The 15,868-nt window shown below is 37.4% G+C and carries 11 protein-coding genes; 3 read left to right on the top strand and 8 right to left on the bottom strand.

Annotation, left to right across the window (positions count from 1 at the left end; genetic code table 11):
• Positions 1-67: 67 nt before the first annotated feature.
• Positions 68-376: a hypothetical protein gene (locus ACIGAM_RS09305; RefSeq protein WP_396511181.1), complete on the bottom strand. Its 309-nt coding sequence runs from the start codon at positions 374-376 to the stop codon at positions 68-70.
• A gap of 533 nt (positions 377-909) precedes the next feature.
• On the opposite strand from ACIGAM_RS09305, the gene ACIGAM_RS09300 reads away from it, so the two are divergent.
• Together ACIGAM_RS09300 and ACIGAM_RS09295 are read left to right on the top strand one after the other, a co-directional pair.
• Positions 910-1,317 (top strand): hypothetical protein, encoded by a 408-nt coding sequence (locus ACIGAM_RS09300; protein WP_396511180.1) that lies wholly within the window; start codon positions 910-912, stop codon positions 1,315-1,317.
• A 129-nt stretch (positions 1,318-1,446) separates the two neighbouring features.
• Positions 1,447-1,611, top strand: coding sequence for a hypothetical protein (locus ACIGAM_RS09295; protein WP_159105997.1), 165 nt, complete (start codon positions 1,447-1,449; stop codon positions 1,609-1,611).
• Between the two features lie 80 nt (positions 1,612-1,691).
• Here ACIGAM_RS09295 and ACIGAM_RS09290 read toward each other — a convergent pair whose 3' ends face one another.
• Positions 1,692-3,248: an NAD(P)/FAD-dependent oxidoreductase gene (locus ACIGAM_RS09290; protein ID WP_396511179.1), complete on the bottom strand. Its 1,557-nt coding sequence runs from the start codon at positions 3,246-3,248 to the stop codon at positions 1,692-1,694.
• 113 nt (positions 3,249-3,361) lie between these two features.
• Here ACIGAM_RS09290 and ACIGAM_RS09285 point away from each other — a divergent pair, with 113 nt between their 5' ends.
• The gene (locus ACIGAM_RS09285) at positions 3,362-4,156 is read left to right on the top strand and encodes a phosphatase PAP2 family protein (RefSeq protein WP_396511178.1); all 795 of its coding nucleotides are present in this window, start codon (positions 3,362-3,364) and stop codon (positions 4,154-4,156) included.
• A 68-nt stretch (positions 4,157-4,224) separates the two neighbouring features.
• On the opposite strand, the gene ACIGAM_RS09280 is transcribed toward ACIGAM_RS09285, so the two are convergent.
• The 6 genes from ACIGAM_RS09280 to ACIGAM_RS09255 are packed head-to-tail and all read right to left on the bottom strand — an operon-like array spanning position 4,225 to position 15,680.
• Positions 4,225-4,998: a family 16 glycosylhydrolase gene (locus ACIGAM_RS09280; protein ID WP_396511177.1), complete on the bottom strand. Its 774-nt coding sequence runs from the start codon at positions 4,996-4,998 to the stop codon at positions 4,225-4,227.
• A gap of 59 nt (positions 4,999-5,057) precedes the next feature.
• Positions 5,058-7,340, bottom strand: a complete 2,283-nt coding sequence (gene bglX / locus ACIGAM_RS09275) for a beta-glucosidase BglX (RefSeq protein WP_396511176.1) — start codon at positions 7,338-7,340, stop codon at positions 5,058-5,060.
• Positions 7,341-7,350: 10 nt separating this feature from the next.
• The gene (locus ACIGAM_RS09270) at positions 7,351-9,000 is read right to left on the bottom strand and encodes a family 16 glycosylhydrolase (RefSeq protein WP_396511175.1); all 1,650 of its coding nucleotides are present in this window, start codon (positions 8,998-9,000) and stop codon (positions 7,351-7,353) included.
• A gap of 20 nt (positions 9,001-9,020) precedes the next feature.
• Positions 9,021-11,141, bottom strand: coding sequence for a hypothetical protein (locus tag ACIGAM_RS09265; RefSeq protein ID WP_396511174.1), 2,121 nt, complete (start codon positions 11,139-11,141; stop codon positions 9,021-9,023).
• A gap of 14 nt (positions 11,142-11,155) precedes the next feature.
• Positions 11,156-12,634 carry a RagB/SusD family nutrient uptake outer membrane protein gene (locus tag ACIGAM_RS09260; RefSeq protein WP_396511173.1) on the bottom strand — a complete coding sequence of 493 codons (1,479 nt, stop codon included), beginning with the start codon at positions 12,632-12,634 and terminating at the stop codon, positions 11,156-11,158.
• Between the two features lie 10 nt (positions 12,635-12,644).
• Complete coding sequence (locus ACIGAM_RS09255) at positions 12,645-15,680, bottom strand: SusC/RagA family TonB-linked outer membrane protein (RefSeq protein ID WP_396511172.1); 3,036 nt, start codon at positions 15,678-15,680, stop codon at positions 12,645-12,647.
• Positions 15,681-15,868: the final 188 nt, after the last annotated feature.

The following is a 15,868-nucleotide window of genomic DNA, read 5'->3' as shown; positions in this document are numbered from 1 at the left end:
ACCATTTTGGGTCGTTAGTAGCTGTAAAAAAAGCCCGAATAGGCTTTTTAAAAGTTAGTATTTACGGTTACTGTATGGGTTCTAAAGATTGAATAGTACCTATTGCTGAAGAATTTTTAGGGTTTTCAATTGATTTGTAAGCGACTTTAAAAGTTTTACCTTCTAGATTGCCATTTACAAGATCATATTTTAAAGATTCTTGATTTGATAATTCTAGCACTACTGCTTGATAATCTTTATTTGTAAAGAAATAATAATTTCCTTCATAACCATCAAAAACGAGTTGGTCTTGAATAAGTTCTGCAGGTTTTTCATCTAGGGTAATTCCACTAAATGAAATTAAAAATATATTGAATATGGTTATAAGAGTTTTCATAATCTTGTTATTTACAACTCTAAATTACAAGACAATTCACTTCTAATAATAATGATTACAAATACTTTAATAGCAACTATTAATTATTTCCCAAGTTTTTAAATAAATTCCCTTATTTTAAGATTTCTATTAGATTTTAATTTTAAAATAGAACTATCTCAATTGCCCAGTAGATATTTCAGCATACATGAATATTCTTCAATTAAATCAATTAATTTCTATAAATTATTTTGAATATTAAGAAATAGAGCAACTATTAATGTTCTATTTTACACTTAATCGTTTATTTCTGTAATGTATCTAAATTTGTACTTTCTCACATTTGAGTGAAAATTAAATTTCTAAATTTGTTAGGTAGTGTAAGAGAATGGACAGAAGTCTAGTAGGAAATTAGTTACGTTGTTAAGACAACCTACAAATGATTTTAGAATATTTTCGACCTCTACAGCGCCCCATACCCCTCCTATAATAGCATTAAAATAATCTAATTTATTATCGATATAAATATCGATTTAGTTAATCACTTAATTATCATGAACCTAAAATACGAGGGAAAAAATACGCTAATTAAAAGCGCTGTTAATAGAGCAGATCTAATTTTGCGTAGTCCATTCTTCCAGGAACAATTACTCAATAATTTAAATCATAATGATGCTTTGAAATTTCAAAAAATCATTGATGATATGAATAATTCTGATTCTGACAAAGTACATATAACAACCTTTTGGAATCCATTTAAAAAAGAATGTATAATTGAACCTAAAAATATGGTAATAGGTTTAAATACAGCACTCCTAAAGAAATCTAGAAGTCAAATTCTACATCACATTATTAAAAATTATTCTAAACTTTATATCAATAATTTTGCATCCCAACTCGATTTAAATGAGAAGCAATTTTTAGATAGAAGAATAAAAATGATCACCCAGGCATACGCCTAAAAAAATCAAAAAAATTTTAAATTAATTTGTTTGGCGTATTGAGATTTAGATTACATTCGCACGCATTTTAAACGCAATAAATTTATAATTATGAAACGCATTTTATTAGCTGGTTTCGCATTGAGTCTAATGATTACAGTTGCATCTTGCAGAGAAGCATCTGAGGAGAAGACAGAAGAAGTAATGGAAGAAACTTCTATGGAAGAAGTTGCTCCTGAAGCTCCTGTTCAAGAAGTTGAAGTTGAAGAAGTTGTTAATGACACTCTTCAAGTTGAAACTCCTGCTGCTGAGTAATTCAAAAAACTACAAAGATCCAAACAAAAGCCCTGCAATTGCAGGGCTTTTGTAATTTATGGGTGTATGTGATTATAATCTTAGAGCTTATATTTTAAAGCTATCGCATCTACACAATTAATACCGTCAATTGCAGCAGACATAATACCACCGGCATAACCTGCTCCTTCTCCACAAGGGTAAAGTCCGTGAATTTCTACGTGTTCTAAAGTTTCATTATTTCTGGGTATAGATATCGGCGATGAAGTTCTGCTTTCCGGAGCATGTAAAACGGCATCTTTAGATAAATAGCCCGGCATTTTTTTACCGAAATTTAGAAATGCTTTCTTCAGCCTACTAGCTATTAAATGCGGTAAAACTTTATTAAGATCTGCACTTACAATTCCGGGTTGATACGAAGTTTTAGGGAAATCTTTAGATTTAATTCCTTTTACAAAATCGGTCATACGTTGTGCCGGCACTTGCTGCGTTTTTCCCCCTGCAACCCAACAAATACGTTCTACTTCCTTCTGAAAATTAAGACATACAAAAGGATCATTTGGAGTGTAATTGGGTAAATCTTTTGGCTCTACACTAACCACTATTCCAGAATTTGCATAAGGATTGTTACGTTTGCTAGGACTCCAACCGTTAGTAACTACCTCCTCCTGCGCTGTAGCACACGGAGCTATAATCCCACCGGGGCACATACAAAACGAATACACACCCATTCCATCTATTTGCGCTACCAGACTGTAAGCAGCCGGCGGGAGATAAGGATTATTAGTTTCCCCATGGTATTGAATATAATTGATCACTTCCTGCTGGTGCTCTATTCTCACACCCAGTGCAAAAGGTTTAGCCTCAAGCTTTACCTTTTTATCGTGAAGCATATAAAAAATATCTCTGGCAGAATGACCTGTTGCCAATATCACTTCTGTAAACTCATACTTCTGGGTTTCGTTAATAACAATACCCTTTATTCTGTTTTCTTCGATCTTTAAATCGGTAAGTTTTGAATCAAAATGAACCTCACCACCGGCTTCAATTATAGCTTCACGCATTGCTGTAATAAGCTTAGGCAACTTGTTTGTACCTATATGCGGGTGCGCATCTACCAAAATATCTTCATCTGCACCAAAATTTACCAGCCACTCTAAAGCCTTTAATACATTACCGCGTTTTTTTGATCGCGTATAAAGCTTCCCGTCAGAATAAGTACCGGCACCCCCTTCTCCAAAACAATAATTAGACTCAGGATTTACAATTTGTTCTTTATTTATTTTAGCAAGATCGCGTCTGCGTTCTCGTACATCTTTACCGCGTTCAAAAACAATAGGCTTTAAACCTGCCTCAATAGCACGCAAAGCTGCATATAAACCTGCAGGACCTGCGCCTATTATAGCTATTGCAGGGCAACTACTTACATCTTGAGAATTAAATTTATTAAGATGCTCACGCTGCTCTTCAGTTTTCCATATTTCTATCTGAAGTTGCATTTTAACTGGCTTTTTACGGGCGTCTATTGATCGCTTGCGTATACGCCAATCTCTAATCTGGTCTGGTTTAATATTTGCTTTTTTTGAAGCATACCTCAAAATAAGATCTGTATTTTCTAATTCTTCCGGAAGAATATTTAAAGAAATAAGTGTGCTCATACCTTGCAAATATAGTCATTGCTTCGGTGGAAGAAAGTGCTATAATATCGTTAAATCGCATACAGCATATTTATAAATTACAGAATTTAGCCCAACAACCAAATAACCTATCTATGCGCAGTACATTTTTAATTTTGCTTTTCTTCTCGATAACACTTCACTCTCAAAACAAACCGTCTCCTTACGAAATAAGCTGGGCAAAAGATGCAACCTGGCTGGGTGCAGGTCTGGCAGGTACCGCGGGAGGTTTTTTAATAATTCAAAATAAAGAAGATATCTCTGAAGAGACTATTTTAAATCTCGATAAAAAAAATATTCCTTCTTTTGATAGATGGTCTGCCGGAAATTATGACGATGATTTAAATAAATTAAGTGATATTCCCTTTTATACAGCATTCGCTGTGCCATTAGCAGTGCTCTTTACGGGCGATCAAAATAATCATATAGGTCAGTTAAGTGTGATGTATCTGGAATCTTTATCAACTACTGCTGCGCTATTTACACTATCTGCTGGCTTAACAGATCGTATTCGGCCACGTGCTTACAATGAAGATTTAGACCTTGATGAACGTATGAAGTCTACCAATACAAGAAGTTTCTACTCGGGTCACGTAGCTGCTTCTGCTACAGCTACTTTTTTTGCGGCTAAAGTATTAACCGACTTTAACCCCGATATGAAAAATAAATGGCTTGTCTGGACTGGAGCTGCAATCATACCTGCAACCGTAGGCGTTATGCGAGTAGAAGCCGGTAATCATTTTTTAAGCGACGTTTTACTAGGTTATGCAATGGGTGCGGCATCGGGGATCTTAATTCCTGAATTGCATAAGAAAAAATACGAAGATTTATCGTTTACGCCAGTATTAGATTCTCGTTTTCAAGGGGTTTACCTCAGCTATTCCTTTTAAAAAATCATTTTGAAAAAAAGGCTCCTATCTAACTTTAGATAGGAGCCTTTTTTTTCTTAAACACCAGTTTAATCCATCTTGTAAACCCGCACGTAATCTATTATAAATTCTTGCGGAAAAACAGAATCATCAACTTTAGGACCGCCAAAGTTTCCGCCTATGGCGAGATTAATTATAAAATAAAACGGCTGATCAAAAGGCCAAACCTCTTTAGTTTTATCTTCTGGGTTGTAAATAAATACAGATTTGTCATCTACAAAAAATTCTATCTGCTGTGGAGACCACTCGGCCGCATAAGTATGATATCCCTCTTCTATATCTTCAATTTTTGTTTTCTTACTAAAGGCTGAATCCCCGTGACCAGCAGGAACGTGAAGTGTTGTATATACCATATCCTGCTCTTTGCCTACATATTCTAAAATATCTATTTCACCACTCGACGGCCACCCTGCCTGATCAATATTTGACCCTAGCATCCAGAATGCCGGCCATAAGCCTTCACCCAATGCTAATTTTGCACGAGCTTCCATACGACCATATTTAAACTCGTGCTTCCCTTTTGTAGTAATACGCGTAGATGTATAGACGTCTCCATCTTTACGGGCTGTAATAATCAATTTACCGTCTTCTAATCGATGATTATCTTTGGTATAGATCTGGCGTTCATTATTTCCCCAACCACAAAGGTTTGGACAGCCATCACCCGTCTCAAAATTCCATGCAGACGTATTTAGTCTGTTTCCATTAAACTCATCTGACCAAATTAATTGTGACTGTTTCTGTGCTTTGCAACTCACTAATATAAGAGTAAGGCCAACTATAGTCAATATGTTTTTAATCATCACTTTATATTTAAGAAAAACACCTAACGTCTAGGGAAACAATAGGTGTTTAAATTTAATTACTCATAAGTAATCTTTACTGTTTGTAAATCAACAGAATTTGTACCTATCATAATCTCAAAATCTCCTGGTTCTACTTCCCATTTCGCATTCGCGGAATAAAATTCTAAGGTTTTTGAGTTAATCGTAAAAGTCACTGTTTTTGTCTCTCCTGCTTCAAGCAGAATCTGTTTAAAATCACGTAGTTCTTTTACAGGTCTCGTGCGACTTGCAACTAGATCTCTAATGTATAATTGTACCGTTTCTTTACCGGCTACGTTAGCGGTATTTGTTATAGCTACCGAAACATTAAGCATACCCTCACCAGAAAAGTCCTTAGCGTCAAGGCTTACATTACCATACTCAAACGTAGAATAGCTCAACCCGAAACCAAAAGGAAACAAGGCTTCTCTTGAAGAATCCTGATACCCAGAGTAAGTTACCATATCACTAGATGGTCTTCCTGTATTCTTCTGATTATAATACAATGGCTCCTGTCCTACATTTCTAGGAAAAGATACCGGTAATTTGCCGCTAGGGTTATATGCTCCAAAAAGTACATCGGCTATCGCATTGCCAGCTTCTGAACCTAAAAACCAGGTTTCTAAAATTGCAGAAACCTGCTCATTAGGCTTACTAATATCTAAAGGGCGACCATTCATTAGAACTAAAACTATATTACTGTTAACCTCAGCTACCGCGTCTATTAATTCTTGCTGAACACCTCTTAACTTAATTGTTGTTTGGCTACGCCCCTCTCCAGATTGAAATGCATCCTCACCAACTACCAGAACAACCACTTCAGATTTTTTAGCAGCTTCTAAAGCTTCAGTAAAACCAGACGTATCTGTTTCATTTATAGTTAATGGCATTAGGAAACTACGTTCTCCCATACCTAAAGAAGCGCCTTGTGCATAATTAATCTGTGTGTTTTTGCCCACTGCATTTTTAATTCCTTCTAAAACAGAAACTGCAGAATTTTTTATTGCCTGGGCACGCCAATTTCCTAGTGGAGCATCTTTGTCATCTGCTAGAGGACCGATTACGGCTATACTTTTCAACGATTTTTTGAGTGGAAGCATTCCCTTTTCGTTCTTTAAAAGCACAATAGATTTACGAGCGATATCCCGAGAGGCTTCTAGATTTTCTTTTGAAAGCAAAACCTCCTTCTCGCGCTTTTCATCACTATACTTATACGGATTTTCAAAAAGACCCAACGCAAACTTTACGCGTAGAATACGACGCACTGCATCATTAAGTAGTTTTTCATCAATTTGATTATCTGCAACTAAAGGTTCTAAAGCCATTTCATAAACTCGACCTTCCATATCCATATCGCTACCAGCAACAACAGCTAATTTACCTGCCTGCATTTTGTCTTTTGCAAACCCATGCGGTATTAATTCAGCGATAGATCCCCAGTCTGAAACCATAAATCCTTTATAATCCCAGTCTCTTTTTAATATGTCTCGCTGCAAATGTGTAGAAGCTGTGGCCGGCACACCATCTATCTCATTAAAACTATTCATAAATGTAGCTACACCTGCTTCAGAGGCTGCCTTAAAAGGTAATAGAATAGCGTTTTGCAGTTCAGACTCACCTACATTAACTGTATTATAATCTCTACCTGCTTCGGCAAATCCATATCCTGCAAAGTGTTTTGCACACGCCGCAATTGTATTTATAGCTTTTAAATCTTCACCTTGAAAACCCTTAATACGCGCAACGCCTATAACACTATTTAAGTAGGGATCTTCACCTGCACCTTCCATAATACGACCCCATCGCGCATCGCGAGAAACATCTATCATAGGAGCAAACGTCCAGTGTACACCAGAAGCAGCAGTCTCTTCAGCGGCAATTTGTGCACTCAATTTTAAAGCTTCTAAATCCCAGCTGGCACTCTCCCCTAAAGGAACCGGAAACATAGTTTTGTACCCGTGAATCACATCGTAGCCAAAAATCAAAGGTATTTTTAAACGGGAATTTTGCATTACTACTTCCTGTGCCTCTCGTGTGGCTTTTGCAGTTAGTACATTAAGCATAGACCCAACTTCCCCATTCTTTAGTTTTTCAAGTTTAGTTTTAGAATCAATATCTGAAGGAGCGCCTGTCACGTCAAAGCTTCCGTTGTATTGGGTCATTTGACCTACTTTTTCCTTAACCGTCATTAAGCTGATTATAGAATCTATTTTTTGCTCAATTACGGGATCGATATTATTTATACCCTCTGCTTGCGCCACTGCATTTAGCAAAGGCAAAAGCATTAAAATGTAAAGGGTTATAATGAGTTTATTTTTCATTTATTAGGTTTTAATCTCGCTGGTAAACGCGCACATAGTCAACCTGCATACTTGATTGTGTAAATGCCGGATCTACGTCTCCGCCCAGGTTTCCACCCATCGCAACGTTCAAAATCAAAAAGAAATCTTTGTCAAATGGTTTTTCACTATCATTTTCAAAAAGATGAAATAACTCATCATCTACATAAAAACGTATTTGAGTTTCGGTCCATTCTGCTGCATATACATGAAAGGTACCCGCAACATCATTAACTGTAGTACTTTGAGATATTCCATTTGCTCCTGAATTTCCCGGAAAATGCAACGTAGACAACACTTCATTTTGATTACGTCCCACGTGTTCCATTATATCAATCTCACCAGTTCCCGGCCAGGGATTGGTTTGATAATCTGCTCCCAACATCCAGATTGCAGGCCAGGTACCTACACCTTCAGGAAGTTTTGCACGTACCTCAACACGACCAAATGTAAATTCCTGTAACCCTTCAGATTTTAAACGAGCAGAAGTAAACTCCTGTCCCATAAAGTTTTCGCGTTTAGCGGTAATATTTAAAACTCCATCAGCAACACTAACATTGTCTGCGCGATCTGTATAATATTGAAGTTCGTTATTTCCCCATCCTACCTGACCGTTACCCATATCATAGGTCCAGTTTAAAGGATTAGGAGCTCCATTAACATCAAACTCGTCTGACCACAATAAGTTAGGAAATGTATCTGTTTCAGCAACAGGACCAGTAGCTCCACGTACCGGTTTTTGAGAGGTTAAGATAACGTACCAGGCCAAGCCTTGATCATTACCCTGGACTGCTCTTAAAACCATTCTGTTTTCGGTAAGAGATATAATCTCATATTCATTAGTACCTATATAGTAACCTATAAAACCATTATCCCCGAGTGTCATTACAGTACCGCGCTTACGCTCTGCAGCAACTACAGACTCAGATGGGGCCAATATAACAGCATTTTCTCCACTAGTATCAAATTCATAACAACTGTCATCTGGAGATTGCCCACCTACAACACTTGCGTAGCTTCTGTTAAAGAATGATGCGCCTTTATTATCGTATACGTAAGTTAAATTCTCACCATTAGATGTGCTAAAAATAAACTCATCATCATATGCACAGGATGCTGAAGGAATATCTGCTAAGGCAAAAGGTTCTGTAAATGAAAAGAATGCCCAGAAATAGTTCTGATTAGGATCATCATTATTAGGACCTACACCTAGATGATTGGGAACATCTGCTGCCCAATACCAGGTTTTGGATCCCCCGCCGGTTAATAACTCAATAGCATCGGGATCTGAGAAATCACTTTCTACCGAAACTTCTACGAGTTTAGAACTACTCACACCTGCCTGACCATAAGCCAAAACAGTTACCTGATAGCTATTTAAACCGGTTTTTGTAAAACGCTTTGTGTAAACTCCAGCGGGAGCAACTACCGTAGAGCCATCAGGAAAAGAGAATCTAAAGGTCACTGCATTATCTGCCGAAGCTGTAAAGGTTACATTGCCCGAACCGTCTGTGGTTATCTCTGTAATTACCTCTAGATTCTGAGGAACCAGAACCTGCTCTAATGTGGAATCATCATCTTGGCAGCTTAATACAGTAAACAGTATAAAGCAGTAGGATACGATTTGAATTATCTTTTTCATAATATCTTGCTATTTAAATCCTAGTTATGAAAGTATACGTTGTCAATATAAACCGTTGTTTCACCGGCTGGTCCTCCAGAAAAAATCAATTGTGCAATATTAGATTGTGAGGTAAGCCCTGTAAAATCTGCTAATGGAATATCTAACGTTACCCAGCTGTTGCGAATAAAATCACCATTATCAAAATTTAATACAATCTCGTGCTCACTGTCATCACCTCCCTGGTAGGTTCCATTAGCTCCAAAATCAACTAATTTAATTCTGATTTGAGTAGCATCTCCCGTCCACATATCGGTGCTAAAATGCGTCATTGCACTGGCATTAATTTGTGACACCGGTTCTGCTCCTACAAAATTTAATGCTGAATATTTTTTAACAGCATTTCCTGCAATGCTTAGATCTTCTAAAGTCGCAGCAGACCAGTCTGTTCTCCAGGTAGCCATATTTACATCTGAATACGCATCACTAAATAATGAGATCACATTTGCCGCGTCAAACGAAGGTGCCGGTGCAGCTGCTTGCGGGCTATCTGGTACTGAAGCACTCGCATTGTAGAAGTACAGGTTATCTATATAAAAAGTACCTCCATTATTAGGTTGTACATCAAACTTAAATTGAAATACGTTACTTAACGAAATTCCCTGATCTGTAAATGCTGAAAGTGGAATATCTATACTGGTCCACTCTCCAGCGGTAACTTCTAAGTTTACCGGACGTTCTCCTGAAGTATCAATGATAAAAAACGGAATACTTGCATAATCTGCAGACCATACATCAATATGTATAAATTCATAGCTGGAGGCGTCAAATTCACCTCCAAGATCTATACCTTGATAGTTTGCATTTCCATATTTAATCGCTGCATTTCCACTAAGATCAACTTGCTCGTAAGTTGTTGACTGCCCCCAATCAGGAAAATAATTTACCGATGCCGGATCTGTATACGAATCACTGAAAACTGAAAGCACATCAGCTTCTGCTGCAGTCGGAGCAGTTGCTGCAATCATTGGTTCTGTAGCTCCTCCAGACTGCTCTATATCATCAATATAAAAAGTACCTGCAGTTGTACCGGGACCATCTACAAAAATTACCATGGTTGCGTACTGTCCTGAAGGAACGAATGCTTCACCTACACCTTGATTACCATCAATAAAACTTTTTATCGCCTCAGTAGCAAAATCAAAAGATAAAACTTCCCATCCCGAGCCGCTGTGTGTTTTTGTAATCTCAGTTTGACGCTCACCATTTACACCACCTTCAAATTTTAATAAAACCGGTACTTCAACTGTAGACCAAAATTTCATTGTAATTGTTTTATTGGCTCCACTAAAATCAACCGGCTCACCTAGATTATACGCTCCGCCTTCAAATTGTACTCCAGAGTTTGTGATTGCCCCTACATTAGAATCTGTTGTATTTGCTCCAGAAAGGTCAGGATTTGTTACAACTTCAAACGACGCACCATTAAATACCCCAAATGCATAATTTACAGTTGGGTTATCAAAAGTAACGGGCAATACAACTGGATCAACAGCACCGGTGATTGTTATAGTTTTTGTTAATTCAATTGTATTTACACTTGCTCCTTTTGCCACTACGCGTACACTATATTCACCCGGCTCTGCATATGTAAATTCTACAGATGAGTCTGCCATTACAGTAACCGGCTCTTCATCGTCGCTAGCTCCAAAATACACATCAAACATAGTTGCATTAGCTGCTGCAGGAGTTACTACAGCTGTTAAACCACTTACTGCGGTTTCAAAAGAAAGGTTTTCAGGTGCTGTAAATGACACCCTAACTACTTGATTAAACTCGCTAGTTAATCCTGTAGATCCCGTAGCTACAATACGTATTGAATACTCGCCTTCTGTATAGGTAAAAGATGTTGTTTCACCCGCATTTATAGTTTGTGGTTCTGCGCCTTCTACCCCATAATAAATTGTAAATGTAGAAGCGCCTTCACCTACTGGTGTAATTGTTACTAAGCCAGTATCATCTTGCGTTATTCCGAAATTTGCTGTTACGCCTGTAGGCGCAGAAATATCTTGAAATGCATAATTAGTAATGACATCATCTTCACAACCTGTAAAAACTGTAACTACCGCTATAAATGCAACTAGTAATTTTAAAATTTTCATTGTATCGTAGTGTATTAATTAGTGTATCCTTGATTTTGTTCCCAACGGTTTCCAGCAAGTTGAATCTCGATTGCGGGAATAGGGAATAATTCATTTTTATTGGCTTGAAAGCCATCTATATTTTGAGCTGCTCTACCGGTACGTACCAAGTCAAAAAAGCGGTGTCCTTCTCCCACTAACTCAAGTCTTCTTTCTTCATAAATAAAATCTGTTAATGCAGCTCCTGAAGCAGTTATATCATGATTAGTATCACCAAATGCTCTTCTACGCACGCGATTTAAATATTGCTGCGCTAGACCGTCGTTAGGAGTGGCTTTACTGTTATGTGCTTCTGCAGCCATAAGTAGTACATCTGCAAAACGTATAGAACGGTAATTATTAGGATTAGTAAGGTTTGCATCACCTAAGTTTGCATCACCCTTACGAGCGATGTACTTTCTATTATAAAACCCCGTATGCTCAAAGCCTTCATTAAATGTAGCTCCGTTAGCTGCTGAAAACTCCTCAATATTTAATATTGCAATATCTCTTCGCAAATCACCGGGTTCAAAAGCATCATAGACATCTTTAACGGGAATATTAAAGCTAAATCCACTGTCAAAGAGAGGTCCGCTATAATTACGTATTCCATTAAAACCTACAGCCACATTACCTTCACTACACTGCAAGCAGCCAAAACCAGCTCCTTCTTTATCTGTATACTGAACTTCAAAAACAGATTCTATACTATTTTCTCCTTCTTGCTCAAAAATGCTTGAATAATCATTTACTAAATCATAAGGGCCGGCAATTACAAGATCTAATGCACTCGCTGCTTCTGCAAATTTATCTTGATATAAATAGGCTTTACCTAAAAGTGCACGTGCTGCACCGCTAGTAATACGACCTTGCTCTGCCTGTGTAGCCGGAAGCGTTTCTGCAGCAAAAATCAAATCTTGTTCAATCTGTGCATAAACTTCCGCTTTAGGTGTGCGGTCTATAGTAAACTGATCTCCAAATAGCAGACGCTGATCTACCGCTAAAGGCACATCGCCAAACCATTTTACCAATTCAAAATAATAGTATGCTCTTAAAAAACGTGCCTGGGCAATTACCTGATCCTTTCCGGCAAAATCTGTTTTATCCTGAAATTCTAAAATATAATTTGCACGATTTACACCCGCAAACATCCATCCCCAGATATCTCGTAACTGTTGATTTACAGGGGTATGCGTCATATTATCTATTTGCTGAATACCCGGAGTATCTGTAGCGCTTTCGCCACCGGCTAATGTGTTATCCGAAGCGATCTCACCTACCATTACATTTAAGTACGTCGCTTGTAATAAATCATAAGCTCCTACTAAAGCATCCTGATAATCTTCTTCAGAATTAAAGAAATCTTCAGAATTTTCATTTATAGGGTCAACTTCAACAAAATCATCACCGCAAGCCACAAGTACAGCTGAAGCCAGCATCGCAATAAATCCTAATTGTATTTTTATTTTTTTCATCGCTCTTCTATTAAAATTTGAAGTTCATTCCTGCTGTGTAGGTTCTGGGTACCGGGTAAAAACCTTGATCAATACCACCACCTATAGGTGCTCCAGACGATGCAGAGGGATCATAACCGTTATATTCTGAAAGCGTAAATGCATTAGTTACTGCCAGGTAAAAGCGTAATTTGCGTATTCCTAACTGGTCTAAAACATCATTACCTAAACTGTAACCCAGCTGTATATTTTGTAGTCTTAAATACGAGCCGTCTTCAACATAAAAATCTGAAAACAATAAGTTAGAGTTGGGCCCTATTGTAACTCGCGGATATGTATTTGTTGATCCTGGTCCCGTCCAGCGATTTAGTACATAATTTGTTTTATTAGTAAGATTTTGATTACGATCATATGAGCGTATAATGTCATTACCTATAGAAGCAAAAGCATATGCAGTAAAGTCAAAATTCCTATACTTAAAACCTAGATTAAGCCCCATCGTAACATCTGGAATAGGATCGCCTATGTTAACGCGGTCGTTACCGTCTATCAATCCGTCGCCATTCTGATCTACAAATCTTAAATCACCGAGTGTTGCATCGGTTTGTGTAGCGTGTGCATCTACTTCTGCCTGAGACTGAAAGATTCCGTTAGTTTGTAGACCGTAGAAATACCCGATTGGAAAACCAGCTTCCATACGTGCAGGCTCTTCCTGACCAAAACCGAAGCTGCCTCCGGGAATAAAACCGCTTTCATTACCCACAGCAATTACTTCATTCTTAAGTGTCGTAAAATTGTAACTTAGATTGAAACTTGCATCATCACTTATATTTTCGTCATAAGAGATTGAAAATTCAAAACCGCTATTTTCAACACTACCTGCATTTACAATAGGTGCTCCTGCTCCAGGTGCATATACACCCAGAATACCAGAAACCTGTGGAATAAGAAGTAAATCATCTGTTCTACGTTTGAAGTAATCTATTGTTAGATCAATTTTGTTATTAAACAAACGCGAATCAAAACCTAAATCAAATGTTTTTTGGCGTTCCCATTTAATTTCGGGATTAGAAAGTTGGCCAGCAGCCACACCATTTACAAGCTCGTTGTCAAAAACATAAGTACCTTCAGCATTTAGCGTAGAGATATAACCAAAAGCCCCTATACGGTCATTACCTAATATACCGTAACTCGCTCTAATTTTAAGGAAGTTTAAAACATCACTCGTACCATAAAATGGCTCGTCACTTACTACCCAACCAATAGATGCAGAAGGGAAATAACCAAATTTATTTTCAGGACCAAAGTTTGAAGAACCATCTCGACGTAGTACGGCCGAAAGTAAATAGCGTTCTTTATAATTGTATTGAACACGAGTAAAATAAGATAATAAACGCTGGTCAAATTCTGCAGGACCACTAATATCGCGTGCATCTATCACTTCTCCTGCCCCATCTAAACCAGCTTCGGCAAATGTATTACCGGGAACATCACGCCCCGTAAAATTGTAAAACTCACCACTGGTTTTAAAGACAGACATACCTAACAACACTGTTAGATTATGATCGTCTGCAAATGTATTTTTATAGGTTAAAAAGTTATCAAACGTATAATCTCTAAAGAAACTATCGTTTACAAAATATTGATTAACACCTAAATTGTTAAACACTTTTCCATCACCAAAATTCAATTCTGATGGTAAAAAGCTACGGCCACGCACTTCAGAATAATTAAACTGATAGCGTGATTCTGCTGTAAAATGATCCCAGAAATTGTATGAAAGTCCAACGGTCCCGGTAATTTTAGCAACCTCATTCGTATTAAATGTATTTGCTATTTGTGCTATAGGATTAATTACCTCATTGCCCAAACCATTAGCTATGGTAAAGTCTCCATTAGCATCGCGTACATTAAACGTAGGCGCCATATTTACCGCATTAAACAATACTGAACCTAATGCGTTTTCAGAAAGTGTTTTTCGGTTAGAATTTGTATAAATTGCCGTTGTAGAAAGCTTTAAATTTTCTAAAATATCAAGATTATAACTTCCTCTTGCTGTTAGTCTATTAAAGTTTACAGCACCACCACCTACAATACCATCTTGATCTAAATACCCTGCACCAACGGAATACGTAGATTTCTCACCACCTCCATAAACCGTTGCATTTACATCAGACAATAAAGCTTGTCTAAATACCTCATTTTGCCAATTTGTTCCCTGCCCCAAAGAAGCAAGATTAGGAAACGGCGGAGCTTGATTTCCTGCGACGTAAGCTTCGTTGATAATTGCTCCATATTCAGTAGCATTTAAAACCGGAAGTTTGCGTGTAGTTTCTTGAAGACCTACATAAGAATCTACATCAACTCGTAAATCTGTGTTTTTTCGACCGCCTTTAGTTGTAATTAAAATTACACCATTTGCTGCACGCACACCATAAATACCTGCCGTTGCATCTTTTAATACATTAATACTTTCTATGTCGTTAGGGTTAATCACACTCAAATCTTCGATAACAGCGCCATCAACAAGAATTAAAGGTCTGTTATCACCATTAGTAGAAATACCACGTATCGATATTGTAGAAGCACTACCCGGAGAACCCGAGTTAGAACTTATGTTTACACCCGCAACTCTACCTTGTAAAGCTTGTTCTACACGCACGGGATTCTGATCTTCAATAGTCTCCGAACTAACAACACTAACTGCACCGGTGATTTCTTTCTTTTTTTGAGTACCGTAACCCACTACAACCACTTCGTCAAGTGTGCTTGCATCTTCATCTAGAGTAATAGACAAGTTTGTAGCACTTGTAACCGACACTTCTTTGGTTACAAAACCTAAATACGAAAACTGTAATAGGTTTCCTGATGCGACATCAATAGTAAACAGACCATCAAAATCTGTACTTGTACCTCTATTAGTACCTTTTACTAAAACATTAACGCCCGGTAATGGCATTCCTGTTGCATCTGTCACGGTACCAGAGATACGAACTTGAGTAGAAGCCTGACTAAAAACAGCAGTACTTAAAAACCCAAATAAGATCAAGGATAAAAATGATTTCATATAAATTTAATTTGTGAATCAAATCTATATAAGTGTTTTTCAAATTTGAAAATTTAGACCACAACAAAAAATATACAATTCATAAATAGATCTTCTGCATTATAAAAATCTCAACGAAAACGTATGCGTAAAGGCACGTAAAGGGTATATGTTAAAGTTTAGAAGAGAGCATATAAACATTGTAAAAC

The sequence above is a fragment of the Leeuwenhoekiella sp. NPDC079379 genome (assembly GCF_044542075.1).
In the GTDB taxonomy this organism is placed as follows: Bacteria; Bacteroidota; Bacteroidia; order Flavobacteriales; family Flavobacteriaceae; genus Leeuwenhoekiella.
Note: the sequence above shows the minus strand (reverse complement) of the source record. Positions and strands in the feature narration are given on the sequence as shown.

What these genes read in the sequence shown, in the direction of transcription:
- ACIGAM_RS09280 (WP_396511177.1), bottom strand. Translation starts at nt 4,998, where the DNA reads ATGATTAAAAACATATTGACTATAGTTGGCCTTACTCTTATATTAGTG.
- ACIGAM_RS09285 (WP_396511178.1), top strand. Translation starts at nt 3,362, where the DNA reads ATGCGCAGTACATTTTTAATTTTGCTTTTCTTCTCGATAACACTTCAC.
- bglX (WP_396511176.1), bottom strand. Translation starts at nt 7,340, where the DNA reads ATGAAAAATAAACTCATTATAACCCTTTACATTTTAATGCTTTTGCCT.
- ACIGAM_RS09255 (WP_396511172.1), bottom strand. Translation starts at nt 15,680, where the DNA reads ATGAAATCATTTTTATCCTTGATCTTATTTGGGTTTTTAAGTACTGCT.
- ACIGAM_RS09270 (WP_396511175.1), bottom strand. Translation starts at nt 9,000, where the DNA reads ATGAAAAAGATAATTCAAATCGTATCCTACTGCTTTATACTGTTTACT.
- ACIGAM_RS09305 (WP_396511181.1), bottom strand. Translation starts at nt 376, where the DNA reads ATGAAAACTCTTATAACCATATTCAATATATTTTTAATTTCATTTAGT.
- ACIGAM_RS09260 (WP_396511173.1), bottom strand. Translation starts at nt 12,634, where the DNA reads ATGAAAAAAATAAAAATACAATTAGGATTTATTGCGATGCTGGCTTCA.
- ACIGAM_RS09300 (WP_396511180.1), top strand. Translation starts at nt 910, where the DNA reads ATGAACCTAAAATACGAGGGAAAAAATACGCTAATTAAAAGCGCTGTT.
- ACIGAM_RS09290 (WP_396511179.1), bottom strand. Translation starts at nt 3,248, where the DNA reads ATGAGCACACTTATTTCTTTAAATATTCTTCCGGAAGAATTAGAAAAT.
- ACIGAM_RS09265 (WP_396511174.1), bottom strand. Translation starts at nt 11,141, where the DNA reads ATGAAAATTTTAAAATTACTAGTTGCATTTATAGCGGTAGTTACAGTT.
- ACIGAM_RS09295 (WP_159105997.1), top strand. Translation starts at nt 1,447, where the DNA reads ATGATTACAGTTGCATCTTGCAGAGAAGCATCTGAGGAGAAGACAGAA.